The sequence below is a fragment of the Minwuia sp. IMCC3060 genome (assembly GCF_029909435.1).
Classification (GTDB): Bacteria; Pseudomonadota; Alphaproteobacteria; order Minwuiales; family Minwuiaceae; genus Minwuia.
Genome location: NZ_CP123782.1, coordinates 3,710,418 through 3,734,855, shown reverse-complemented (window position 1 = coordinate 3,734,855; position 24,438 = coordinate 3,710,418). Strand labels below are relative to the sequence as shown.

The following is a 24,438-nucleotide window of genomic DNA, read 5'->3' as shown; positions in this document are numbered from 1 at the left end:
ACAGGCCATGGCTTCCGGTGCCGCCACCCCCGTTTCGGCTTCCGACCTGCTGGCACTTGTGCAGCAGGGCAAGGCCGGCGAGGCGGCGCGCCGGGCGTCAAGGGCACTGAAGAAGACACCGCGTGACCCGTCGCTGCTGTTCGTGGCGGGACTGGCGGAGCATGCCAGTGGTCAGACCCGGCGCGGGATCACGCATCTGAAGCGCGCCGCGAAGCTGGAGCCGGGCGCACTGGCCATTGCGCTGAACCTCGGCACCATGCTGCGGTCGGTTGGCGACTTCGCGGCGGCCATTGCGGAGCTCGAACGCGCGAAAGCGATGCAGCCGGGCAATATGGAGGTGCTGGGCCAGCTCGGGATGGCGCTGGTGCAGGCTGACCAGCCCGCGCCGGCAATCGATAATCTGCAGGCGGCAATGGCGGGCAGCCCCGAGAATGCGGAACTTGCGTTCTGGCTGGGGACGGCCTGTTCGAAGGTCGGGGACCACGTGGCCGCCGAGCGGGCCTACCAGTCGGCGATCAGGCTCAATCCGGCGCATGTCTCCGCGCACCGCCAGTTAGGCAACATGCTGACGAAGATTGGCCGGTTCGCCGACGCGGCGGTGGTCAATCGGGCCGCCCTCCGACTGTCACCCGGCGACGGCGCGGTGATCTACGACCTGGCGCATGCGCTCGCCAGTTCCGATGCGCCGGAGGAGGCACTGGCCTGTCTGGAACCGGTCATTGCCACGGGCAAGGCACCACCTGACTTTTCCGAGCTTGCCGCCTTTGCGGCCTTTCGCGCAGGCGATCCGGAAGACTGCATCCGGCGCTGTGATGCCATCCTGGAACGGTTTCCCGGCAGGACCACCGCCATCGCCTACAAGGGCATGGCCCTGAACGAGATCGGCCAGAGGGACGCTGCGGCGGAACTGATGGCCATGGAGCGACTGGTCAGCAGTGCGATCGCCGAGCCACCGGACGGGTATGATTCGCTGGAGGGCTTCAACGCCGCGCTGGTGGCGGAGATCGAAGGCCATCCGTCGCTGCAGTATTCACCGCTCAATCGCTCCCTGACCCGGGGGCGGAGCACCGACGAACTCTTCGAGAATCCGGAAGGCGCGATCGCGGCCTTCCGCAAGGTGATCGAGAGTGCCGTGGCACGCTGGTCACAGGATCATCCGATCGATCCGGCGCATCCCTGGCTGGCGCAGCGTCCGCACCGGACGCGGATCGGCTGCTGGGCAAACATCATGGACCGCGGCGGTTTCCACGATGTCCACTTCCACCCACCGGGCTGGCTCAGCGGTGTCTACTATCCGCAGGTACCGCCGGGTGTCGGGGATGGTGTCTCGGGGCATGAGGGCTGGATCGAGTTCGGTCGGGCCTATTACATGCTGCGGAGCAGGGACGAACCGCCGGTGCGTCGGCTGAAGCCGCAGCCGGGTCTGATCGTGCTGTTTCCGTCATATCTCGGACACAGGACAATTCCGTTCGCGGAACAGGATTACCGCATCAGTGTCGCCTTCGACATCATGCCGGTCTGAGCGGGCCGGTCTGCCGCGACCGACCGTCGGAACGGCCGTTTCCTGCCCGTGCCGGTCTTGCCGGCCCGCAATCCCGGGAATGCCGCAAACGAAAAAGGGCGGCTCGTGAGAGCCGCCCTTTGACGAACCGAATGTGACTTCGGTCAGTAACGCTTTCTCTTCTTCGAATCGCCGACGATCGTGAAGGAGCCGTCTGCACCGGAGAAAACACCCGGACCGGGTGCGATCTCACCATGCTGAGGCGGTTCCTCCTGAAGCGGCGTGTGCGAGCAACCGGCCAGAAGGCCGACTGCTGCACTCGCGAAAGCGATGCGAAGAAGATGACGCATCAGAACTTGACGCGCATACCAACCATGCTGGCGACGGCGTCGCCGACGGCGCCTTCGTTACCACCGTGGAAGGTCAGCTGGGCATAGGCCTCGGCACCAGCCGCGACACCCTGCACCAGACCGAAGCCAACGCTGTACACGTTGCCCTGGCCGTCAAAGCCACCGTTGTTGGACATGTACTGCACGCCCAGCGAGGTCGGGCCCATGTCCACATACGAACCCTTATGGGCGAGGCCCAGGGCGTAGTAGAAACGGTCGTTGTTGTCGTCATCCAGCTCGGTACCGAAGGAGCCGTTCAGCGCGACAACACCGAAGTTGATGCCCATGGAACCGGCGACCAGCGGATCGTTACCGGCACCCGGGTTGGCTTCGTAGCCAAGGGCAGCGAGAACGCCCAGACCGGCAACCTGACCGGCATAACGGATGGCAGCGGTCACTTCACCGTTGTCACGGGTCGAGATGGATGCCTTGGCACCACCGAAGCTCGGGGTGTCATAGCGGATCGCATCCTGACGGCCACCGTCACCGAACGACAGGAAGTTCACGCCGGCGTTGGCGATACCGGTGGTGTCTTCCGGGTTGATCGCGGCCAGGGACGCGTAGTTGAAGGAGCTGTGCAGCAGGCCTTCAGTCGCCTCACCCTGCTGACCGGTGGTCAGCGTGCCGAAGCCGCCCTGGATGTAGACATACGCATGGCGGGCAACGAAAGCGTTACCACCGGCGTTGCCGTTCAGGACCGCACCAGCGGACGTGTTGGATTCCATTTCCATCTCGAGACGGGTACCGACCTTGGTGGAATCGGAAACGTTGGCCGAGGCATCCCAGCGAACGCGGGTCGAAGAGGCGTCGTTGTCAACATAGTTGAACGCGGACTTGTCATTGCCGTCGCTGACGAACATCACGGCGCGGTTGACCTGGCCGGACACCTTCAGGCTGACGCCCTTGACACCCTTGGCAACGCCGTCCTGGTTGGCACTCAGCTGTTCCACCTTCTTCGACAGAGCGTCGATCATGGCGGCCTGAGCCTGGAGCTGGTCGCCACTATGCGACGCAGCAAACGCGGAGCCGGCGGTCAGCAGCGCAGTAGCTGCAACACCAGCGAGCAGGTGCTTATGGTTCACTTAATTGCCCTCCTAAAGGAAATACGCACTTCCTCCGTCGCATTCGTCGGGGCCCTTCCCCACCGATTTGCGACTTGATTGTCTGTTACGCCAGCAGGACGGCCGGTGCAAGCGTCTCGGCAAATAGTCGTCGGGTTCCCATGAGAGTGCGACTGACCGCCTGAATTTCATTTAAACTATTGATGTTAATGATAAATAAATCGGTAACGCGGCCGTGATGTCCGGGTTTCTGCCTCTTGGGTGCCCCAATTCCGGGCATCATGTTGCGCAAAGGACACACAAACAGGGGCGGCCGGATGGGGTCAGGGACGGCGGTCCGACAGGTCCCGCAGTGCAGCATTGATTTCCCGGTCATCCGGCGTGAGGCGGGCGGCGCGGACCAGGGCCGAGATTGCGGCGGGCCGGTCGCCCGCACGGCGATGGGCCTGTGCCAGTTGTTTCCAGAGCGCGGCATTGCCCGGATCACGTTCGGTCGCGCTCGCCAGCTCGGCGATGCTTGCCGAGGCCGGCAATGCCCCGCGGTCAGCCTGACCGGCGGTGGTTGCGCTGTATCCATAGGCCGCCGCGCCAAGGGTCGCCGCCACGGCCACCACGATCAGCCAGCCTCCACCGGATCTCCGGTTCAATGTGTTGCGCATCCTGCTCCGCCAATCTGTTGAATAGTGCGACAGCGGTCATATCGGCGACAGATCGTGACGAATCAATACTTTCATCAGGCGTGGGGACTGTTACACTGCCGCAGCGTCATGAAACGTTCCGTCCAGATAAATTCAACAACAGGGCGGGCAGGCGCAGCAGTGAACTGTGGTGGTAAACAGATTCAAGGGGTGGCAGACGTGCTCATGTCTGGACTACGCAAATTCGGCCTGGCGCTGTTCGCGGCGGCAGGCTTCATGGTGGCAGGTGCTGCGGTCAACGCGCAGCCGACCAATGTCGGACCCGATGCCTGCAAGGATTGTCATTCGCCGGAATACAAGGTGTGGGAAAACACGCCGCACGCCGAGTCGTACAAGGATATCCACAAGCGGGATCTTGCCGACAAGGTCACGGATGCGCTGGGCGAGCGGAGCATGAAGCGCTCCGACACCTGCGGCCAGTGTCACTATACGCAGGCGCCGAAGAAGCCCGGCGGACGTGTCGGCAACAACTTCGGCCCGTCGTGCGAGAGCTGTCACGGCCCGGGTTCCGAGTTCATCGAGATTCACAATGTCTATGGGCCGAAGGGCACCAAGAAGGCTGACGAATCCGATGCCCACAAGAACGAGCGGTATCAGAAGTCCCGTGACGCGGGCATGCGCTGGCCGCGCTGGCGCCAGGACATCCCCGCGATGCCTGCCGACATCAACTTCGACGTGGCCGCGAACTGCTTCAACTGCCACGGCATGGCGCGGGACAGCCTGGATGGCGACACTGCCGGCAAGATGCTCGACGCGGGTCATCCGCTGAAGGCGTCCTTCGAGCTGGTGCAGTACAGCCAGGGTCAGGTGCGTCACCGCTTCTACAACAGCGCGACCGACAATGAGGAAATGAGCGAGGCCGAGAAGTCCCGCTGGTTCGTCACCGGTCAGGCTGCCTCGCTTGTTCAGGCCAGCAACGCCATGGGCAAGACCGATCATGCCAAGTATGTCGGTGTGCAGCAGGAGCGTGCGGAGAAGGCCAAGGCGGCGCTGAAGGCAACCGGTCTGCCGGAGGCCGAGGCGCTGATCGCGGACCCGAGCGAGGCCAATGCCCGCGCTCTGGTGGCGAAGATCTACAGCGAGCAGATGGATCTGACCGGCCAGGTCGGTTCGATGCTGCCGGCGCCCTCTACCTACAAGTAGGCGTCCGCTCACGATCGGAACGGACGGGCGGGGTGGTGTAGCCATATGGCACCACCTCGCCCACGTTTCACCCGGTACCGGCATGCGGGGGCTTGCCATCCAGGCCGGTATTGTTGACGCTGGGAAAAGGGGTTGATGTTCCGGGTGCACACACGTGAACGATGTGTGGCGATGGGCATCAGTGGAGGGTTGAGATCAGATGGTGACAGCCGTCGAGACGATGGCCCGTCCGCAACGGTGGTCCACACCGTTCGGGCCGGACATGACCGATGAGACCATTGATGAACTGATGAAATATCCCATCTTCGGGGATATTGACGAAGATCGGTTCCCGGGAAACACGCCGCTGCGCGGCATCCTGGGCAATGATACCAGGGTCATCAATTTCCAGCCCGGCGACATCGTCGTCCGCGAAGGGGATTACGGCAATTCGGCCTTTCTGATTCTCGACGGCAACCTGCGCGTCGTCATCAGTCCGGATCTGCCCCAGAACCTGCTCGGTCGCGCCAGCGCCTCCAAGAAGGGCTTCTTCGAGGCGCTGAGTCAGCTGTGGCGCAATTCGTGGCGCCCCGAAGTGCGCGACCCGGACCGCTACAACAATGCGGCGCAGCAGGTGCATGCTTCGTCGGCCGGCGGGGCGACATCGTTCCTGCAGGACATTCCGGTCATTCTCGACAAGCATCAGACGGCGCAGCTCGGCCCGGAGATGATCTTCGGTGAGCTTGCCGCGCTCGGCCGTATTCCGCGGACCGCAACCGTCTTTGCCGAGACCGAGGCACGGGTGCTGGAGATTCGCTGGCAGGGACTGCGCGAACTGCGCCGGTTCGACCCCACCTGGAAGACCAAGATCGACACCGCCTATCGCAACAACGCGCTGGGCAATGCCCTCTCCGAATCACCGATGTTCAAGCATCTGTCACCTGAGCAGTTGAAGAAGGTGGCGGACAGGACCCTGTTCGAGACCCACGGCGCCTTCGACTGGCACACCAGCTACAAGCGCATGCTGGCTCAGGGCCGGGAGATGGAGCATGGCACCCCGATCGCGAACGAGGGCGATTATCCCGACGGTATCCTGATGGTGCGGGCCGGGTTCGCGCGGGTCTCGACCCATCTCGGCAATGGCGAGCGCACGCTTACCTATCTGGGCGCGGGGGACTTCTTCGGGCTGGAGGAGCTCTATCACGCCTGGAAGAATCAGGACCCGGATATCGTCTTCGGCAGTTCCCTCACGGCCCTCGGCTATGTCGATCTGCTGCGCATTCCGCGCCAGGTGCTGGAGGAGTTCGTCTTCCCCGACATGGCGCCGCCAAGGACCAGCCTGAAGGATCAGGCCGGTGAGGAGATCAGCGCCGACGCGCTCAAGGAATGGGCCGTCGGGCGACGCTACATCAATGGCACCCGGTCGATGCTGATCGACCTGAACCGCTGCACCCGCTGCGATGACTGTGTCCGGGCCTGCGCCTCGACGCATGGCGGCAACCCGCGGTTCATCCGGCACGGCCAGACATTCGACAACTGGATGGTCGCCAATTCATGCATGCACTGCGCTGATCCGGTCTGCATGATCGGCTGTCCGACAGGGGCGATCCATCGCTCCATGCACGACGGCTCGGTCGTCATCAATGATGACACCTGCATCGGCTGCGGCACCTGTGCGGCGTCCTGCCCCTACGACAATATCCGTCTGGTGCAGGTGGCGAACCTTTCGGGCGAGCCGCTGGTCGATGACGAGCACAAGCCGATCATGAAGGCGACCAAGTGCGATTTCTGCTCAACAAATCCGGGTGGCCCGGCCTGCCAGAGGGCCTGTCCGCATGACGCCCTGCGCCGTGTCGACTTCCGCGGCCCGGATCCGTTCAGGAGTCCCTATCAATGAGGTCCCTGCACCGCGCTCTCATCATCTTCTGGCTCGCGGCGATCGCGGGCTTCATCCTCGTTGCCTGGAATGCGTGGCAGACCTGGCTGCACAATGGCGAGCCCGCCATTGTCACCGGTTACACGCTTGCCGGCATCTTCGTCTTTCTGACCCTGTTCAACATGCGCAAGCGCCTGTCGATGATACCGCTCGGGCGCGGCGCCTACTGGACGGCGGCACATGGCGTCGCGGGCATTTTCGCGATCGCCGTGTTCTTCGTGCATACCAATGGCGTGTTCTGGCCCGATGGTGCCTACGAGCAGCTGTTCGCGGCGCTGTTCTATCTGGTCAGCCTGTCAGGCATCCTCGGTTACTGGCTGCAGCGAATCATGCCGAAGCGTCTGACCGACAACGGCATGGAGATCATCTGGGAGCGCATTCCGAACGAGCTCTCTGACATCCGCGACAAGGCCGAATCGATTGTCGAGGAGGCCGCCGACAAGGCCGCCTCGGACACGCTGGCGCAGTACTACATCGAAACCCTTGCCTGGTTCTTCCGGCGTCCGCGGTTCATGTTCAGCCATTTCTTCGGCGCGCAGTCGGGCCGGGCCTGGATCAGGCGCGAATTCACCGCCATGCGGCGCTATGTCGACGAAACGGAAGAAACCTATCTGCGCCAGCTCGAGGATCTGGCGCAGATCAAGAACCGCATTGATTTCGCCTATGCGGTGAACGGGTTTCTCAAGATCTGGCTTCTTTTCCACGTGCCTCTCGCCGTCGGTATATTTCTGGTGATGATCTGGCACATCATTCTGGTGCATGTGTATCTGCTATGATTACAGACTCCGATCGCTTCAGTTACCAGAAGAGCGCCTACGAGCGTCCGACGTTTCCCTATGTCTGCGGGCGGGCCTGCGCGTTCGGCAAACCCTGCAGCCGCGGGCCGAATTTCGATGGCTCGTGCGGCGGTACGACCGAGTGCCGGCCGTTCCGGAACGGTGACCGCTGGGAATGCCGTCGGCCGCCGAGTGCCGGCGGGCCGTGCAAGGATGGACCGCTGCCCGACGGCTCCTGCTGTCAGTCGCATCCGCCGTGCAAGCCGCGCCCGTCGCTGCGCCGCCGCCGCCAGCAGATCTCCTGGCTGGTAGCGACCTTCGTCATCGCGATCATCGGCGCATTCCTGCACTTTTCGCCGGATTCCTTCGTCGGTGAGAAGGCAGTCCTGTCCTCGATCAGCCCGGGCACGCTATCGGGTGCGCATTCCAACTTCGCGCTGGAGGAAAAGGGCTGCGCGGCCTGTCACGAGAACCATGGCAAGGGCGTCGTCGCCTGGGCCAATGCCTTCGTGACCAACCAGTCGGTCGGCGAGAGCTGTGTCGACTGCCACAGTTTCGGTGGCTCACCGACGTCGCCGCACAATGCGACCTTCACTGCCGCGGCCGGGGCAACCTTCGCGGCTGATTCGCCGAGTGCCAACGTGAAGACCGACTGCGTGATGTGCCACACGGAGCACAAGGGTCAGGAAGCCAATATCGCACCGATGCGCGATGCCCAGTGCAACAGTTGCCACGTGCAGTCGATCAAGTCCTTCGGCAAGGACCATCCCGCGTTCGGCGACCGTTTTCCGCACGACATGCGTCCGGCAATTGCCTTCGATCACACAAGCCACTTCAGCAAGCATTTTCCGGAGAAGCTTCCGGCTGGCGAGACGCGTGGCTGTGTGGACTGCCATCAGATCGAGAAGGCCGGCCTGACCGTGCCGCCGGGCAGTTTCGACCAGAACTGCGCTTCCTGCCATCTGAGTGGAATCGTCGACCGTCGGCTTGCGATCATCAATGTGCCCTACATGGAGGAAGACCCGTTCGATCCTGACGCGGTGGCGGAACTCTGTGCCCCGACGCCCGAGGAAGTGGAACTGCTGCGGGAAGCCGCGGAGTCCGGGGAACTGGAAGAGCTGGAGCCCGACGAGTATTTCTACGAGGACAATGGCGACAATGTTCCGGCGGCGCTCGCGCTGACCCTGGGGGTCGCGAACGATGATCCGGACGGCTACCTGGATGCCATCGGCGCGCTCTATCCCGAACTGGCTGAATCCGGTGTCGATGCAATCTTCGACCGGATCGATGCACTGCCCGGCGATCACCGCACAGGCATGATGCTCGCCGGTCTGGATGGTGAACTCCTGCGTCAGGCAGCCTGTGCCTGGATGCAGAAGATCGAGCATGAATCGCCGAGCGAGGTCCGCGGCGGCGGCTGGTCATCGAATGGCCTGGCCGTCACCTATCAGCCGAGTGGTCACGCCGATCCGGTCGCCCGCGCCTGGTTCGACTTCGCGATGAATGCCGAACAGGCCGCGAAGGCAGCCGAAGCGGACGATGTGGTGATCGAGCAGGCGGCGGCACTGAGCGACCTGCTGACCTCCGAATTCGGTCTCGGTAACTGCACGAAATGCCACGCTGTGACCCAAGTCACCGACGGCGGGTCGGAAGCAGCCGAGAATATCACTGGCCTGAAAGTGGAATGGGGGTATCAATCTGTGACTGATCGCCCGTACGTCGAATACGACCACAGGCCGCATGTTAACCTGCTTGGGCCGGGCACCCTGTGCACGACGTGCCACAAGCAGGATCTGCAGGCGGAGTTCGCTGCGTCATACAAGCAACACGACGCAACGAAATTCGCTCCGGGCTTCCTGCCGGTCTCGCAGGAAACGTGCACGCAGTGTCATACTGCGGGCAAGGTCCGGCAGGACTGTCAGCTTTGTCATGAGTACCACCTGGAGCCAGGTTTCAATCGGACGATGGGTTTTCAGCATCAAGCCCAGGGAAAATCTGAAACCGGCAGGGAAGGAGGTTGAGGATGTTAGACGCGTTTGAGGGCCATCGTGTAGCCACGAAGTCGGCCCGTCTGTTTCTTTCGCTGTTCGCAGCTGTGCTGTTCTTCAGCGTGTCAACGCAGGTTGACGCGCAGGAGACCAGTGCCGCCGACGCAGCCCATACGGAACTCTTCTCTGAGGAAGTGTTCCCGAGTGCTTCGAAATGTGCGGCATGTCATGAGGAAATCTACAAGGAATGGTCGTCTTCGAACCATGCCTATGCATCGATTTCCCCGATGTTCCACAAGTTCGAGCAGGCAATCACCAACCTGACCCAGGGCACGATCGGCACCTTCTGCGTGCGCTGTCACCAGAGTGTCGGCACGACGATCGGTGAAAGCCGTGCGGCCCCGCTCTGGGAACGCAGCCAGGTTTCCCGCGAGGGCATCACCTGCATCACCTGCCACCGCGTGAAGGATACCTACGCCAAGGCAAACGGTGAGCGCCGCATCGAGCCGGGCAAGATCTATTCGCCGGTCTACACCAATTCCGACGGCGAAGGCCTGAAGAAGGTTCTGGACGACAAGAGCTTCTATCGCGTCGCAACCAGCGACGAGGAGCGTGGCAACCAGATCCATACGGAAGTGGTGAAGTTCACGCAGATCTCCGAGTCGGAATTCTGTGTCAGCTGCCATCAGGTGGCGGTCAATCTCGGCATCAAGCTGGAGGTTGTCTGGGACCAGTATCGTGACAGCCCGGCCAATGCGGCTGGCGTCACCTGCCAGGAATGCCACATGGGCAAGGACCCGGGCCTGCCGAACGGCTATGCCCGCGGCCCGGCTGCTGTCGTGAATGGTGAGGAGATCAATCCTGACCGTGTCCGTCACAACCATGCCTTCTACGGCCCTGGTTATCCGATCGCGCACCCGGGCATCTTCCCGCACAACCCTGCGGCAGAGAACTGGACCATTGATGAATGGCTGCAGTTCGACTACCGCGCCGGGTGGGGCACCGAGGAGTTCGAGGAAAAGGTCTACAATGGCGAGATCGAGGTCAAGTTCCCTGAAGTCTGGGATTCGGAAGACGACCGCTTCGAGGCCCGTGAGATCATCGAGGAGAACATCGAAGGTCTCGAGTACAAGCGGGAACTGCGCCGCGCGGTGATGGAGAACGGCAGCCATCTGGATGGTCCGTTCTTCGATGGCAGCCCGCGGGTCGGTCAGGACTTCGACTTCAACTATCTGGTCACCAACATCAACTCCGGGCACAACCTGCCTTCGGGCAGCCTTGGCGCCCAGCCGGAAATCTGGCTGAACGTCGCGCTGACCGATCCGGATGGCAACCGCATCTGGGAGTCGGGTTATGTCGACAGTGCCGGTGACATGGCGGACCAGCACTCGGCGGATGTCCAGGCAGGTCTGATCGAGTACGATGAACAGCTGTTCAACCTGCAGACCAAGTTCCTGACGACGAACCTGAAGGGTACGGATCGGGAAATGTTCCTGCCGGTGAACTTCGATATCGACCAGCGCCCGTTCCTGCGCCAGGCCAACGTGCCGACCACAGTGCTGAACCATCCGCAGTTCATCCGGATGGAGGGTCGCTCGATCCCGCCCCTGGGCGATCGGGAAGCCCAGTATTCGGTGCCGGGTGAACTGTTGACCAAGCCGGGAACCTATCGTCTGTCGGCCCGCATGCGCAGCCGTGCCGAGCCCATCTACTTCATGCGCTTTGTCGGCGCGACGAAGGAAATGGAGCAGGCGATGAACGAATGGATGCTGGACATGCATCCCTACACTGTGGAGATCGAGGTCAAGTAAGAAGGGACCTCACGCGATTGGTGCCGGGGCGGTCGGCGGGCCGCCCCGAAGCATCAACCGGATATAACAGGTGCTCTGTCAGGAGCAGGAGGGGAAGTTGGGTATTCTGGATCTCCGTCTCGTACGACGGTCAGTCGCGAGCCTCACGGCAGTCGCGGCGCTAGCCGTATTCACCGGGCCGTCATGGGCCGCTGAAGACTACAATCCGAAGATGTCATCCGGCGCGAAGCGTGTCGAACTGCAGGATGACGCCTTCAAGCCTGATCCGGCCTATGAGGAACAGGCATATGATATCGATGCGCAGCTCGCCATCTATGGTGGCAAGTCGGAGGTCGAGGCCCCGCGCCCGCTCTTCGAACTGGGCCGCAAGCAGTATGTCCCCGGACAGCTTCCGGAGCCGAGTGAGGTCTTCGGTGAGCTGAATCCGACCAATTTCGCGGTTCAGGCCTTTGGTGACTGGCGTACGGCCGTCGCCTTCAACGATTTCGGCAATAATGAACTGGCCCAGATCGCGACCCGCCTCAACATCGACATCGACATGAAGATCACGTCGACGGAGCGGTTGCATGCCTTCATTCGTCCGCTGGACAGCGGCGCGGATTTCACCCGCTGCGAGCTTGCCGGCAACGACAAGGATCAGGGGTGCAAGCTTCAGGCTGACCTGAATCTGGAGACGCTCTTCTTCGAAGGTGATTTCTCGAACATCCTGTCGGGTATCACGGGTGACTATTACAAGACGGACCGTCCGTTCACGTTCGGCTTCGTGCCGCTGTTCTTCCAGAACGGCCTGTGGATGGATGATGCGATCTTCGGCGGTGCCTTCTCCTTCCCGGCACTGAATTCGCCGGTGCTCGACATCTCCAACATGGATTTCACGCTGTTCTACGGCTTCAACGACGTGAACAACCCGGCGATCCGCAATCTCGGCGGCGGCGTGGCTGACCACAGCGTCCAGGCCTATGGCGCGCATGCCTTCATCGAGGCACGTGAGGGGTATCTGGAAATCGGCTACGGCATCCTCGATGCCGACCGCAGCAAGATCGGTGACCAGGACCTGCACAGCCTCGGCATTTCATGGTCCGCCCGCTACAAGAACATCTTCGGCTACTCGCTGCGGACGTTCATCAGCCGCCAGAAGCGTGACGACGGCGGTAGGGACCTGGGCAACGGCATGGCCTTCCTGCTGGAAACCAGCTGGATGACCCACAAGCCCTATACGCTCATTCCCTACGCCAACTTCTTTCTCGGCATCAACCGGCCGCAGCCGCTCGCCAACGCGGAGGGCCTGCTGGTCAACACCGGTATCAACTTCGAGACGGACGGTCTGACCGGCTTCCCGTTCCTGGACGATACCGCGGCTGACACCTTCGGTGGTGCCATCGGTCTGCAGTATCTGTTCAACCTCGACCAGCAGCTGGTTGTCGAGGCCGCGACGGTGCAGCAGTATGGGGAGCAGGCAAACATCGCCGGTGACCAGTACGCCCTGGGCGTGCGCTGGCAGTTGCCGATTTCGAAGGCATGGATTCTTCGTGCCGACGCCATGTACGGTGTTCGCTTCAACGACGACGACATCGGTGGTGTCCGGTTCGAAGTTCGCCGGAAGTTCTGACCGGATACGGCAACGGGCGGGTGGCATGATCCACCCGCCCGACCGCCGGACGGGGCTGACCTGCGATATCCAAAGGGGGACGGGATGGAATTCGGACTGGTCAATGCCGCAGCATTCGCCGTACTGGCTTTGCTCGGGTTTTATGTACTCAGCCTGATCTACAACAACTTCCGCACGGCGGGCATCGTTGATCGCGGCGTGCAGGAGGAGATCGGTTTCCTTCGCCAGAAGGTCGAACAGATCAAGGCGGTTCGCGAGTTCGACAAGCAGAAGAACGAGCTCTCCTGGAACGGTATCCGCAAGTTCAGGGTGGAGCGGAAGAACCCCGAGAACAAGGACATCTGCTCCTTCTACCTGCGCCCGCACGACGAACGTCCGCTGCCTCCCTTCAATCCCGGCCAGTACCTGACGTTCAAGCTCGACCTGCCGTCGGGCAAGAAGGTGACGACACGCTGCTATTCCCTCTCCGACAGCCCGAAGAGCGAATATTACCGGGTCTCGATCAAGCGCAATCCGCCGCCGAAGGATCCGGCCAAGGCGGATGTGGGCAAGTCATCCTCCAACTTCTTCCACGACAACATCGAAGAGGGCGATATCCTCGACGTGCTGGCGCCGAACGGGGACTTCTTCCTCGATATGCATCGCCAGACGCCGGTGGTCCTGATCGGCGGCGGAATCGGCATCACGCCGGTCCTGTCCATGCTGAACGCGATCGTGGAATCCGGCTCGAAGCGGGAGACCTGGTTCTTCCTGGGCGTCCGCAACGGCAAGGAGCATGTCTTCCGCGAGCATCTGGAAGCCATCGACCGTGCGCACGAGAACGTGCACGTCCGCATCTGCTACTCGGGGCCCGATGATACGGATGTCGAGGGCAAGGACTATCATCACAAGGCCCGCGTCGGCGCTCCGCTGTTCCAGGAAGTCCTGCCGTCCAACAACTACGATTACTACTTCTGTGGACCGCCCCCGATGATGGAGAGCCTGTTCCACGGCCTGCGCGACTGGGATGTTCCCGAAGCCAATATCCATTTCGAGGCCTTCGGCCCCGCGACGGTGAAGTCCAAGAAGTCCACCGACGCCCCCGCCGATGCGGGCGCGGCTCCGGCAACGGGCTTCAAGCTGAAGTTCGTCCGCTCCGAGAAGGAGATTGTCTGGGACGGTTCGGCGGACTCGATCCTCGAATTCGCGGAAGCCAACGATATCGACATGGACTCCGGCTGTCGCGCGGGGGCCTGCGGCACCTGTGTCACCGCCGTGCTGAAGGGGGATGTCAACTATGCGACCGAACCCAGTGCCGAGGTGAACAAGGGCTCCTGCCTTACCTGTATCTCGACACCGAAGTCCGATATGGAGCTTGATGCCTGATCAGCAGGCCATGAAAGCATTCAGTCACGAACACGGGGCGTGCCGGTCATCTGACAGGTGCGCCCCGTTTCCGTTCCGGCGCCTGCTTGCCCGTCAACGGGCGCGGCGGGACAGATGACCGGCACGCTCGACCGGCTGCTGGCGGAGATCCGCAATTGCCGAATCTGCGCGGACCACCTGCCGCACGCACCCCGCCCCGTGCTGGCCGCGACCACCCGGGCCCGGATCCTGATCGCGGGCCATGCCCCCGGAATCCGTGTCCACCGCTCCGGCGTGCCCTGGGATGATCCTTCCGGGGACCGGCTTCGCGCCTGGCTGGGGGTCCGGCGGGAGACTTTCTATGATCCGACCCGGTTCGCTATCATCCCGATGGGTTTCTGCTATCCGGGCACGGTCAAGGGCTCAGGCGATCTGCCGCCAAGGCCCGAATGTGCCGCCGCCTGGCATGCGCGGCTGATGCAGGCCCTGCCCAGGGTCGAGTTCACCCTCGTCCTCGGGCGATATGCCCAGGACTGGCATCTCGGTGACCGGCGACGGAAAACCCTCACCGAAACGGTGGCTGGCTGGACCGACTACATGCCGCGCTATCTGCCCTTGCCGCATCCGTCGGGCCGCAACAACGGCTGGCTGGCGCGCAATCCATGGTTCGAGGCGGAGGTGATTCCCGCCCTGCGCCGGCGCGTCACAAGTCTGCTTGCGTGAGGCCTGCCCGGATTCAGTGAATATTGCCCGAACCGGTCGGGCCTGACTCCGTATCGGCAGGGGGCGCATGTATGGCGCTGGCCTGATGGTGCACCATGCGCCAACGCCCGCCTTCCCGTGCGAACACGTTGGTCGCTGCCAGTTCGTGCGGTCCGATCCGTTCGGTGCAGAGCACGATCCCGGTATCACCATGCAGGTAGGCCACCGCTTTGCCGAAGCTGATGCCCGGCGGCCGCTGCAGGATGTCGAACCAGCCGGACAGCACTTCCGTGCGTCCCTGCCCGGCCCGGTGGCCGGGATGAATGCAGGTGATCTCCCGCCGACCGGACCAGATATCCGTCATCCAGCCCAGGTCTCCGCTGGCAAAGGCGGCATAGAACGCTTCGTTAATCGCCAGCAGGTGATCTTTGGGGTCGATTTCATCCGTCATCCGGGCATCATAGCGTCCATGATCATGAATTGTATCAATACGCTGCGGCTGAACCGCGATGCCATGCGCCTCAACAGCCTGCTCTGCGCCGGAATGGCACTGGGCATGTTGAGCGCCTGCACCGCCATGCAACAGCCCGCCGGCCCCAGCGTCGTGACACCGGAGGCGACCGGCAGCCACTTCGTGATGGCGGATGGCTATCGGTTGCCCTACATGCGCTCGGTCCCGTCGGAACCACGGGCGGTCGTGATCGCCCTGCATGGTTTCAATGACTATCGCCGCGCCTGGTCGGAGCCGGCGGAACGCTGGTCACGTCAGGGCATAGCCGTCTATGCCTATGACCAGCGCGGCTTCGGTGAAACAGAGAACCGCGGCATCTGGCCCGGTGTGCCGACCCTGACGCAGGACCTATCCAGTGTCGTGGAACTGGTCCACGCGCGCCATCCGGGCCTGCCGGTCCATCTGGTGGGCGAAAGCATGGGGGGCGCGGTGGTGATGGCGGCGCTGGGCGCGGCCGAGCCACCCCGGGTGGCCAGTGCAGTGCTGTCGGCGCCTGCGGTCTGGAGCCGAAAGACCATGACCGGCTTTGCCCGCTGGGCGCTGGACTTCTTCTCGTCCACCATGCCGGGATACAAGGCCACAGGCGGCGGTCTGGGTGTGCGCGCGTCGGACAACGACATGGTGCTCCGGGCGATGGGGGCAGACCCGCTGTTCATCAAGGCAACGCGGTTCGATACGGTTTCCGGCCTGGTTGACCTGATGGATGCCGCCTACAATGCCGTCCCGGCAATCAGGACGCCCTTGCTGGTGCTGTATGGCCGACGGGACCAGATCGTCCCCTGCCAGGCCGTCCAGAAGACCCTGGAACGCTTCCACGCCGAGCCGGACCTGGCCCTCTACGACGATGGCTGGCACCTGCTGTTCCGCGATCTGCAGGGGCCTGTTGTCCAGCATGATGTGGGCCGCTGGCTGCTGCAGCCGGACAGCGTGCTGCCCAGTGGCTCAGGCGGTGGAACGGTGACCGATCTCTGTGTGCCGGCGGAAGCGACGTCCCGTCTGGCCAGCGCCAGCGGGTAGCGCGGACTGTCCGTCACCGGATGGAACCGGCACGGGCCGCACCCGTCAGCTCAGGCGAAAGCCCTCATAGCCGTTCGCGACCACTTCGGCACACTTGTCCAGATAGGCGGGAAAGCCCCCGATATAGGGCATGAAGACCCGTGGCTTGCCCGGAATGTTCGCCCCGACGTACCAGGAACTGCAGGTCGACCGCAGCGTCAGGCCCGCGACCTGGTCGCCGTGCGCCACCCATGCCTCTTCCGCCTCGGGCTCGGCCTCTATGCGTTTCAGACCGTTCCCTGCGATATGCGCGATACAGTCGGCGATGAACTCGGCGTGCTGCTCCACGGATGGCAGCATGTTGGTCAGCACCGACGGGCTGCCCGGGCCGGTCACCATGAACATGTTCGGGAAACCGGCGGTCATCAGGCCGAGATAGGTCTTCGGTCCTTCCTGCCACTTTTCCGCCAGCGGGCGCCCTTCCGATCCCCGGATATCCACCCGCAGCAGCGACCCCGTCATCGCATCAAAGCCGGTCGCGAAGACGATGCAGTCGAATGCGTACTCCTCTCCGCCCGTGCGCAGCCCGCTCTCCGTCAGCGCCTCGATGGGGCTGCCGCTGATATCCACCAGATGCACGTTCTGGCGATTGAAGGTCTCGTAGTACCCGGAATCGACGCACAGCCGCTTGCAGCCGATGATGTTGGTCGGGCAGAGCAGTTCCGCCACCTTCGGGTCCTTCACGGTCTTGCGGATCTTGTTGCGGACGAAATCGGCGGCGTAGCGATTGGATTTCTCGTCGAGCAACAGGTCGTTGAAGGCGCCGAGAAACGTCAGTCCGCCCTTCTGCCAGCGGTGTTCGAAGCGGGCCTGCCGTTCCGCGTCATCCACCGCCCTGGCCGACACATCATTGGCCTGGAAGAGTATCCCGGCGGGCATCTTCTTGGCCTGCGCCCGCATCTCCCCATAGTGCGCCTTGATCCGTGCAACGTCTTCCGGATCCAGGGGGCGATTGCGGGCCGGGATGGCGTAGTTGGCGGTCCGCTGGAAGACCGTCAGGGACGCGGCCTGTTCCGCGATGATCGGGATCGACTGGATGGCCGACGACCCGGTACCGATCACCGCCACCCGCTTGCCGGTGAAATCCACATCCTCATGCGGCCACTGCCCGGTGTGGAAGATCGCGCCGCGGAAACTCTCGACGCCGGGAATGTCGGGCATGTTGGCCGAGGAGAGACAGCCCGTGGCCATCACGAACCATCGGGTGGTCAGGGTGTCACCCCCCTCCGTCGTGACCCGCCAGACATCCTGTGTCTCATCCAGGTGGGCCGCCGCGACACGGCAGTCGAAGCGGATATCGCGCCGCAGGTCGAAGCGGTCGGCGACGTGCCGGGCATAGCGGATGATCTCCGGCTGCGTGGCGTAGCGTTCGCTCCACTCCCACTCCTGCTGCAGGTCGTCATCGAACTGATAGGAATACTGCATGCTCTCGACATCACAGCGTGCGCCGGGATAGCGGTTCCAGTACCAGGTGCCGCCGACGTCGCTGCCGGCCTCCATCACCTGCACCCGGAACCCGAGACCGCGCAGGCGGTGCAGCAGATACATTCCGGCGAAACCCGCGCCGACAACGATGACATCCATGTCGGTGGCTGGCTGGCTTGCCGCCGGCGTGTGGTCGCTTGCTGCTTCTGTCTGTGTCATGCGTGCTGTCCGGCGCGGCCGGCTCCCTCCCCAGGGTGTCTGATGGGGGTCATTGTGGTGGCTATGGCGCGCGGGATCAAATGCTGACAGCCATGCAGTTCGCGGCTTCCGGTCCGCACAGGGTGTCCGCAGCGCTTGACCACCGCGCGGGAACCCGCTAAACACCCGCGCTCCGGCCTCCAGTCAGGCGGCCGATCCAATTTTCACGACTTGCGGCCATATGGGCCGAACATGCGGGAGAACAACCATGGCGCGACGCTGTGAGCTTACCGGCAAGGGTGTGCAGACCGGACACAATGTCAGCCACTCCAACATCAAGAGCAATCGTCGGTTCCTGCCGAACGTGCGCCACACCAAGCTGATGTCGGATGCGCTGGGCCGTTCCGTCTCGCTGCGGATTTCCGCCGCTGCGCTGCGTTCCATCGATCACAACAGCGGTCTGGACAACTTCATCCTGAAGCAGTCCGACGCAAAGCTGTCCGACAACGCCCGCAAGCTGAAGCGCGAGATCGCCAAGGCCCGTGCCGAGGCGGCAGCACCGGCGGCCTCCGCCGAAGCCTGATTTCAGCGACAGACGGATCTGACGAAGCCGGGCCATGTGCCCGGCTTTTTCGTTGGGGCCAAGGTCGGTGCTATCAGGCCCCTTGGACAGGTCCCGTGATCAGGCCCAGCTCGGGTAATCCGGATACCACCGCGCCCTGCCGCGCTCCACGTAGGCGACCAGGTTCGGGTGCTGGCGCACGGCCGTTCTCAGCGGGCTTTCGATATCCGGCACAAGGACATTGGCGAGAAAGGCGACACCGGTCGCGTCCACGCCGGTCGGTTCCGCACCCATGAACCAGTCCTGATCCCCCAGCAGACCCGCGCAGGCATCGATATCCGCCGCGCCGAAGGCCATGATGTCCTGAACCTCATGCAGGCCCAGCCCGTGTCCGGCCAGGTTGGACCGCACCTTCCGCTGTGCGACCACCTTGATGATCGACCGGATCACCGGCGGCATGGTGGCGAACAGCTCCCGGGCGATCCGGTCATAGGTGGGCGGATCCATCCAGCGTGTGTGGACGATGGCCCAGTAGAGCCGTTCCTCCAGCATGCGCGCGATCGCATGGGCTGTCGCCTTCTGGCCGGCGTCCAGCGCCGCGTCAGGGTCGAAACCGAGGCGCCGCGCCATCTCGCGGCGGATCAGTTCCGAATCCCCGACCATCGGTCCACCGTCGAAGCTGGCGGCGGGCAGCTTGCCCTTCGGTCCCTTGCGGGGATCGTTCACCGTTTCCACGGTGAAGGGTGCCCCGGACATCTTCAGCAGGATCTCCGCCTTCATGCAGAACGGGCTCGGGTTCGGCAGGCCCAGCGCCGCCGGGTATTGCCGAAGGGTGATCACCCGAGCGTTTCCTTCAGGAATGCCTGGGTGCGCTGCCAGGACAGGGCGGCATCGGCCTCGTCATAGCGGGCGCTGGTCGGGTTGGCGAAGGCGTGGTTGGCATCATACCAGTGGGTGGTGAGCTGCTTCCCGGCCTGCTTCATCTCAGCCTCGAAGCCGCTGACCATGGCCCGGTTGATCCACTGGTCCTCGGTTGCGAAATGACCCAGTACCGGACCCTTCAGCGCCTCCAGGTCCGCCGCCTTCCGGCTGACATTGCCATAATAGATGATCGTGCCGTCCACCGGCGCGGCGATGGAGGCGTTCAGCGACCAGCCGCCACCGAAGCACCAGCCGACCGTTGCCACCTTGCCGTTGGTCCTGTCGTGATCCTTCAGCCAGCCGATCCAGCTCGCCAGCGTATCGGTGGCCTCGTCCCCCTTGACCTGGCCCATGTAGCTGCGGGCATCACCGGCCTCGGTGGCGACCTTGCCGTCATAGAGGTCCACGGCCAGGGCCACGTACCCTTCCTCCGCCAGCTTCGCGGCCACGGACTTGATCTGGTCGTTCAGGCCCCACCATTCGTGGATCAGCAGCACTGCCGCCGCGGGTGTCTTCGCGGGCAGGGCGAGTGCGCCACTGACCGCCTTCCCGCCTGCGGTGGTGATGGCAACATCCTGAAGGCCGTGGGCCGCAGCCCGTGCCAGCATCGGATCGGCCAGAATGGCGGCGAGGGGCAGGCTTGCGGCCCCCTTCAGAACTGTCCTGCGCGCATACATGTCGGTCACTCCTGCCAGATTGGTTGGTGATACAGAGATGGTATTCGACACGCCGCATGCCGCCAATCACGCTCGCGTTAACCATTCCGACAGGGCGTGCATGACACCATGGTGACAGCCGCGCTTGACAAGTCCGTGACATTATTGTGCGCTGCACAATACAAATGAGAGGGATGTCCGCTATCCTTCGATTCGCGACGCAATCGGGAGATCCAGTTTGCTGTACCAGATGTACGAACTGAACCACGCGGCGATCAAGCCGTGGCGCGCTGCCGCGCACATGACCCAGATGATGCTGCGTCACCCCATGAACCCGGCTGCGCATACAGCGCCAGGCCGCGCCGTTGCGGCGGCGGCCGATGTGTTCGAGGGTATTACCCGCCGTTACGGCAAGCCGTCCTTCGGGCTGGACGAAATCACCATCGACGGCGCACCGGTGCCGGTGACGGAGCAGGTAATCTATCGCAAGCCCTTTGGGCAGCTCAAGTATTTCTCCCGCGATACCAGCAGCCTGAACCGGCGTCGCGCCGATCCGCGCGTGCTGATCGTGGCCCCGCTGTCCGGCCACTATGCCACGCTGCTGCGCGGCACGGTTGCCGCGATGCTGCCGGAGCATGAGGTCTTCATCACCGACTGGCGTGACGCGCGCAACGTGCCGGTGTCGGAAGGCAACTTCGATCTGGAAGATTACATCGACTACGTCATCGACTTCCTGCGGGTGCTCGGACCGAATACCCATGTCGTCGCTGTCTGCCAGCCCGGTCCGGCGGTTCTTGCCGCCACAGCGCTGATGTCGGAAGACAATGATGCGGCGACCCCGGCGACCCTGACCATCATGGGCAGCCCGATCGATCCGCGGAAAAGCCCGACTGTGCCCAACGACCTGGCGACGTCCCGTCCGATCGAATGGTTCAAGACCAACGTCATTACCCGGGTGCCCCTGCCGCATGCCGGTTTCATGCGTCCGGTCTATCCCGGCTTCCTGCAGCTCACCGGTTTCATGACCATGAACCTGGATCGCCATATCGATGCGCACAAGAAGCTCTATGAAGGGCTGATCGCGGGCGACGGCGATTCCACCGACGGCCACCGCAAGTTCTATGACGAGTATCTCTCGGTACTGGACCTGACGGCCGAATATTACCTGCAGACGCTGGAGGTGGTGTTCCAGCGCTTCGATCTGCCGAACGGCACGATGATGCACCGGGGCCGCCGCGTTGATCTGACCAAGATCAGGAAGACCGCCCTGTTCACCGTGGAGGGCGAGAAGGACGATATCTCCGGTATCGGCCAGACCCAGGCGGCGCATGATCTCTGCATCAACATCCCGGCGAAGAAGCAGATGGACTACATTCAGGATGGCGTCGGTCATTACGGTGTGTTCAACGGCGGCCGCTGGCGCACCGAGATCCAGCCCCGCATCCGCGACTTCATCCGCTCCTTCCCGGTACTCGGCGCCTGATGCATGGCGGGGGCCGGGGGCAGCGATCCGCTGGGAGGCCCCGGCGTCGTCAATGCATTCCGGGCCTGGCAGGCTGCGGCGGGCGGACAGCCACGTGACTGGCACTTCCGCGCGGGCCTGACCGACCGACCGGCCATTCCGCTGCCGTGCGATCTGCTGTTTCCGGGGGAATCGCCTGCCGAGAAGACGCTGGCGGACTGGCTCATGGCCGCGGCGCCCCATCTGGTTCAACCCATCCGCATGTTGCGCCCCGCACCCAGGGCACGCGGCCTGCGCCGCCTGTTCGGTGGGGGCAGGTTGGGCGCGGGTGAGATCCTCGACGCATCGGACAGGCTGATCAGCGGCATGCTGGCGGCACCGGAGGGGACATTTCAGGTCGCGAAGGCCACCCTGACCGACGTCACCCGGCTGACGGTTGCCCTGGCGCGGGATGCCGTGCGGCTGGGCGGCCAGGTCACGCCGGGCGACAGCGGCGACGTTGTGGAAGCCAGCGCGGCGACGGGTCTCTATGCCGTGCTTGCCCGGCCCTGGCCGGAAATGGCGGGACTGCATGAACTGCCGACGGTGGCCGGGCCGCTGAGTCTCATCCCGATGCCCAATGACCTGATGCTGGCGCATGTCCCGACAGGCGGGGAGGTCACTTCCGGCAGGGATCTGGAGGGGCTGCTGGCGGCAATCCTCACCCGGCGCGCGACCCTGCGCACGGTCTTGGCAGGCGACGTCGGCGCGACGGCTTGCCTGCGCGACCTGCTGCCCTGCGCGGAGGGACTCTCCGCCAGCTCCGGTCCGCTGCATGACGGTGGCATGGATGGCGGCTATGGCCTGTTCGCCAACCGGGTCGCAGCGACATGGGCGCATCTGGATGCTGCCTATATCCGCACCCTGATCTCCCGCCATGGTGCCTCCGTGCCGGAGATGCTGGACGGGGTCCACAGGGATGCCGATCTGGGGGAGGACCTGGGCGGTGGGCTGTTCGGTCGGGAGGTCGACTGGATGATGCGCCATGAGTGGGCGGAGGATGCCGCCACGGTGCTGCACCGGCGGGGCCCCTTTGCCTTCCTCGGCACTGACCCGGAACGTTTGCGCCGCTGGATGGAACAGAACGGCTGACTGGTGTAAAGCATCCCCCGGACAGAATTGCATCGAACGACCGGATCGGGGGAACTTCCATGGCCACTAGCTTGCGGGAACTGCTGGACACGGGCGCGGACGATGCGCCGGCCATTGGCGCGGAAGGTCGCGCCGATCTGACCCACGGCGGGCTGCGGGACTTTGCGGTGAAGGTGGTGGCCGACCTGAACGGTTTCGGCGTCGGGCGCAACGACCGGGTCGCCATCGTGCTGCCGAACGGACCGGAGATGGCGACCGCTTTCCTGACGGTGGCCTGTGGCGCTACCACGGCCCCGCTCAATCCGGCCTACCGCGCCGATGAGTTCGACTTCTACCTGGATGACCTGAACGCCAGGGCCCTGATCGTGGCCGACGACTATGAGGGTGATGCCGTCCCGGCGGCGGAGAAGCGGGGCATCGCGATCCTGCGCCTGACGCCGCGCACTGACGATGCCGCCGGCCTGTTCGACCTTGCCGGACCCGCGGCAGCCTCGGCGCCGCAGGCGGGCGGCATGGCGGGGGCGGATGATGTGGCTCTGGTGCTGCATACTTCCGGCACCACCTCGCGGCCGAAGATCGTGCCGCTGTCGCAGGCCAATGTCGCGGCCAGCGCCCGGCACATCCGTGCCGCCCTTGATCTGACGGCGGCGGATCGCTGTCTCAACATCATGCCGCTGTTTCACATCCACGGCCTGATCGCGGCGGTGTTGAGTTCCGTGGCGGCGGGTGCCAGTGTCTGGTGCAGCCCGGGCTTCAACGCCCTGCGCTTCTTCACGTGGATGGAGGTGGCGAAACCCAACTGGTACACGGCGGTGCCGACCATGCATCAGGCGATCCTGAGCCGGGCCGGGCGCAATGCCGAGCTGATCGCTGCCCAGCCGCTGCGGCTGATCCGCTCCTCCTCCTCCTCCCTGCCGCCGCAGGTGATGGCGGAACTGGAGGAGACCTTCGGCTGCCCGGTGATCGAGAGCTATGGCATGACCGAGGCGGCGCACCAGATGGCCTCCAACCCCCTGCCGCCCGCCGCGCGCAAGCCGGGTTCCGTCGGCATCGCCGCCGGGCCGGAGGTCGCGATCATGGACCCGGACGGCAATCTGATGGATCAGGGCGCGACGGGGGAAGTCGTCATCCGTGGCCCCAATGTCACCGCCGGATACGAGGCCAATCCCAAGGCCAATGCCGAGAACTTCACCAATGGCTGGTTCCGCACCGGGGACCAGGGCGTGCTGGACGCGGAAGGCTATCTCAGCATCACCGGGCGCCTGAAGGAGATCATCAACCGGGGCGGCGAGAAGATCTCCCCGCGTGAGGTGGACGAGGTGCTGATGGACCATGAAGCCGTGGCCCAGGTCGTCACCTTCGCCATGCCGCATCCGAAGCTGGGGGAGGAAGTCGCCGCCGCCGTGGTGCTGCGTGAGGGGGCGAGCGCCACGGATCGCGAGATCCGCGACTTCGTCGCCACCCGGCTGGCCGACTTCAAGGTGCCGCGCAAGCTGCTGATCCTCGACGAGATTCCGAAGGGCGCCACCGGCAAGCTGCAGCGCATCGGTCTGGCCGAGAAACTCGGCCTCGCCTGAGG

The 24,438-nt window shown here is 63.8% G+C and carries 20 protein-coding genes; 14 read left to right on the top strand and 6 right to left on the bottom strand.

What is annotated here, in order from left to right; all coding sequences use genetic code 11:
* The first annotated feature begins 7 nt into the window (after window positions 1-7).
* Entirely contained in the window at window positions 8-1,522 is a 1,515-nt protein-coding gene (locus QGV54_RS17505; RefSeq protein ID WP_281019360.1) for a putative 2OG-Fe(II) oxygenase, read from the top strand.
* 328 nt (window positions 1,523-1,850) lie between these two features.
* On the opposite strand, the gene QGV54_RS17500 is transcribed toward QGV54_RS17505, so the two are convergent.
* Window positions 1,851-2,972 (bottom strand): porin, encoded by a 1,122-nt coding sequence (locus QGV54_RS17500; protein WP_281019361.1) that lies wholly within the window; start codon window positions 2,970-2,972, stop codon window positions 1,851-1,853.
* A gap of 302 nt (window positions 2,973-3,274) precedes the next feature.
* Window positions 3,275-3,598, bottom strand: a complete 324-nt coding sequence (locus QGV54_RS17495) for a tetratricopeptide repeat protein (protein WP_281019362.1) — start codon at window positions 3,596-3,598, stop codon at window positions 3,275-3,277.
* 216 nt (window positions 3,599-3,814) lie between these two features.
* Between QGV54_RS17495 and QGV54_RS17490 the strand changes: the two genes are divergently transcribed.
* From QGV54_RS17490 to QGV54_RS17455, 8 genes are all read left to right on the top strand, one after another.
* The gene (locus tag QGV54_RS17490; RefSeq protein WP_281019363.1) at window positions 3,815-4,792 is read left to right on the top strand and encodes a multiheme c-type cytochrome; all 978 of its coding nucleotides are present in this window, start codon (window positions 3,815-3,817) and stop codon (window positions 4,790-4,792) included.
* 199 nt (window positions 4,793-4,991) lie between these two features.
* Complete coding sequence (locus QGV54_RS17485; protein WP_281019364.1) at window positions 4,992-6,668, top strand: cyclic nucleotide-binding domain-containing protein; 1,677 nt, start codon at window positions 4,992-4,994, stop codon at window positions 6,666-6,668.
* Window positions 6,665-7,483, top strand: coding sequence for a hypothetical protein (locus tag QGV54_RS17480; protein ID WP_281019365.1), 819 nt, complete (start codon window positions 6,665-6,667; stop codon window positions 7,481-7,483). The genes QGV54_RS17485 and QGV54_RS17480 overlap by 4 nt, the downstream gene beginning before the upstream one ends.
* Complete coding sequence (locus QGV54_RS17475; protein ID WP_281019366.1) at window positions 7,480-9,504, top strand: hypothetical protein; 2,025 nt, start codon at window positions 7,480-7,482, stop codon at window positions 9,502-9,504. Before QGV54_RS17480 ends, QGV54_RS17475 begins: the two co-directional genes overlap by 4 nt.
* A gap of 2 nt (window positions 9,505-9,506) precedes the next feature.
* The gene (locus QGV54_RS17470) at window positions 9,507-11,282 is read left to right on the top strand and encodes a multiheme c-type cytochrome (protein WP_281019999.1); all 1,776 of its coding nucleotides are present in this window, start codon (window positions 9,507-9,509) and stop codon (window positions 11,280-11,282) included.
* 97 nt (window positions 11,283-11,379) lie between these two features.
* On the top strand, window positions 11,380-12,891 hold the full coding sequence (locus QGV54_RS17465; RefSeq protein ID WP_281019368.1) for a hypothetical protein: 1,512 nt from the start codon (window positions 11,380-11,382) through the stop codon (window positions 12,889-12,891).
* Between the two features lie 84 nt (window positions 12,892-12,975).
* Window positions 12,976-14,256 (top strand): 2Fe-2S iron-sulfur cluster-binding protein, encoded by a 1,281-nt coding sequence (locus tag QGV54_RS17460; RefSeq protein ID WP_281019369.1) that lies wholly within the window; start codon window positions 12,976-12,978, stop codon window positions 14,254-14,256.
* A gap of 114 nt (window positions 14,257-14,370) precedes the next feature.
* Entirely contained in the window at window positions 14,371-14,958 is a 588-nt protein-coding gene (locus tag QGV54_RS17455) for a uracil-DNA glycosylase family protein (RefSeq protein ID WP_281019370.1), read from the top strand.
* Between the two features lie 13 nt (window positions 14,959-14,971).
* Here the strand turns inward: QGV54_RS17455 and QGV54_RS17450 are convergent, their stop codons facing one another.
* On the bottom strand, window positions 14,972-15,388 hold the full coding sequence (locus QGV54_RS17450; protein WP_281019371.1) for a nuclear transport factor 2 family protein: 417 nt from the start codon (window positions 15,386-15,388) through the stop codon (window positions 14,972-14,974).
* An 18-nt stretch (window positions 15,389-15,406) separates the two neighbouring features.
* On the opposite strand from QGV54_RS17450, the gene QGV54_RS17445 reads away from it, so the two are divergent.
* Entirely contained in the window at window positions 15,407-16,465 is a 1,059-nt protein-coding gene (locus QGV54_RS17445; protein WP_281019998.1) for an alpha/beta hydrolase, read from the top strand.
* 45 nt (window positions 16,466-16,510) lie between these two features.
* Here the strand turns inward: QGV54_RS17445 and QGV54_RS17440 are convergent, their stop codons facing one another.
* On the bottom strand, window positions 16,511-18,148 hold the full coding sequence (locus tag QGV54_RS17440) for an NAD(P)/FAD-dependent oxidoreductase (protein ID WP_281019373.1): 1,638 nt from the start codon (window positions 18,146-18,148) through the stop codon (window positions 16,511-16,513).
* Between the two features lie 247 nt (window positions 18,149-18,395).
* Between QGV54_RS17440 and rpmB the strand changes: the two genes are divergently transcribed.
* Window positions 18,396-18,710, top strand: a complete 315-nt coding sequence (gene rpmB, locus QGV54_RS17435; protein WP_281019374.1) for a 50S ribosomal protein L28 — start codon at window positions 18,396-18,398, stop codon at window positions 18,708-18,710.
* 99 nt (window positions 18,711-18,809) lie between these two features.
* Here rpmB and QGV54_RS17430 read toward each other — a convergent pair whose 3' ends face one another.
* Both QGV54_RS17430 and QGV54_RS17425 read right to left on the bottom strand, forming a co-directional pair.
* Entirely contained in the window at window positions 18,810-19,529 is a 720-nt protein-coding gene (locus QGV54_RS17430) for a glutathione S-transferase family protein (RefSeq protein WP_281019375.1), read from the bottom strand.
* Window positions 19,526-20,287, bottom strand: coding sequence for a dienelactone hydrolase family protein (locus tag QGV54_RS17425; RefSeq protein ID WP_281019376.1), 762 nt, complete (start codon window positions 20,285-20,287; stop codon window positions 19,526-19,528). Before QGV54_RS17425 ends, QGV54_RS17430 begins: the two co-directional genes overlap by 4 nt.
* Before the next feature lie 217 nt (window positions 20,288-20,504).
* Here QGV54_RS17425 and phaZ point away from each other — a divergent pair, with 217 nt between their 5' ends.
* Genes phaZ through QGV54_RS17410 form a run of 3 tightly spaced genes read left to right on the top strand, consistent with a single transcriptional unit; the run spans window position 20,505 to window position 24,436 of the window.
* Window positions 20,505-21,749, top strand: coding sequence for a polyhydroxyalkanoate depolymerase (gene phaZ / locus QGV54_RS17420; RefSeq protein WP_281019377.1), 1,245 nt, complete (start codon window positions 20,505-20,507; stop codon window positions 21,747-21,749).
* Between the two features lie 3 nt (window positions 21,750-21,752).
* Entirely contained in the window at window positions 21,753-22,859 is a 1,107-nt protein-coding gene (locus tag QGV54_RS17415) for a hypothetical protein (protein WP_281019378.1), read from the top strand.
* Between the two features lie 59 nt (window positions 22,860-22,918).
* Complete coding sequence (locus QGV54_RS17410) at window positions 22,919-24,436, top strand: acyl--CoA ligase (protein ID WP_281019379.1); 1,518 nt, start codon at window positions 22,919-22,921, stop codon at window positions 24,434-24,436.
* Window positions 24,437-24,438 lie beyond the last annotated feature (2 nt).

Bases quoted from the DNA above. Each gene is read 5' to 3' on its own strand.
- QGV54_RS17505 (WP_281019360.1), top strand. From the start codon at position 8: ATGGCTTCCGGTGCCGCCACCCCCGTTTCGGCTTCCGACCTGCTGGCA.
- QGV54_RS17490 (WP_281019363.1), top strand. From the start codon at position 3,815: ATGTCTGGACTACGCAAATTCGGCCTGGCGCTGTTCGCGGCGGCAGGC.
- QGV54_RS17485 (WP_281019364.1), top strand. From the start codon at position 4,992: ATGGTGACAGCCGTCGAGACGATGGCCCGTCCGCAACGGTGGTCCACA.
- QGV54_RS17480 (WP_281019365.1), top strand. From the start codon at position 6,665: ATGAGGTCCCTGCACCGCGCTCTCATCATCTTCTGGCTCGCGGCGATC.
- QGV54_RS17475 (WP_281019366.1), top strand. From the start codon at position 7,480: ATGATTACAGACTCCGATCGCTTCAGTTACCAGAAGAGCGCCTACGAG.
- QGV54_RS17470 (WP_281019999.1), top strand. From the start codon at position 9,507: ATGTTAGACGCGTTTGAGGGCCATCGTGTAGCCACGAAGTCGGCCCGT.
- QGV54_RS17460 (WP_281019369.1), top strand. From the start codon at position 12,976: ATGGAATTCGGACTGGTCAATGCCGCAGCATTCGCCGTACTGGCTTTG.
- QGV54_RS17455 (WP_281019370.1), top strand. From the start codon at position 14,371: ATGACCGGCACGCTCGACCGGCTGCTGGCGGAGATCCGCAATTGCCGA.
- QGV54_RS17450 (WP_281019371.1), bottom strand. From the start codon at position 15,388: ATGACGGATGAAATCGACCCCAAAGATCACCTGCTGGCGATTAACGAA.
- QGV54_RS17445 (WP_281019998.1), top strand. From the start codon at position 15,407: ATGATCATGAATTGTATCAATACGCTGCGGCTGAACCGCGATGCCATG.
- QGV54_RS17440 (WP_281019373.1), bottom strand. From the start codon at position 18,148: ATGACACAGACAGAAGCAGCAAGCGACCACACGCCGGCGGCAAGCCAG.
- rpmB (WP_281019374.1), top strand. From the start codon at position 18,396: ATGGCGCGACGCTGTGAGCTTACCGGCAAGGGTGTGCAGACCGGACAC.
- QGV54_RS17425 (WP_281019376.1), bottom strand. From the start codon at position 20,287: ATGTATGCGCGCAGGACAGTTCTGAAGGGGGCCGCAAGCCTGCCCCTC.
- QGV54_RS17415 (WP_281019378.1), top strand. From the start codon at position 21,753: ATGGCGGGGGCCGGGGGCAGCGATCCGCTGGGAGGCCCCGGCGTCGTC.
- QGV54_RS17410 (WP_281019379.1), top strand. From the start codon at position 22,919: ATGGCCACTAGCTTGCGGGAACTGCTGGACACGGGCGCGGACGATGCG.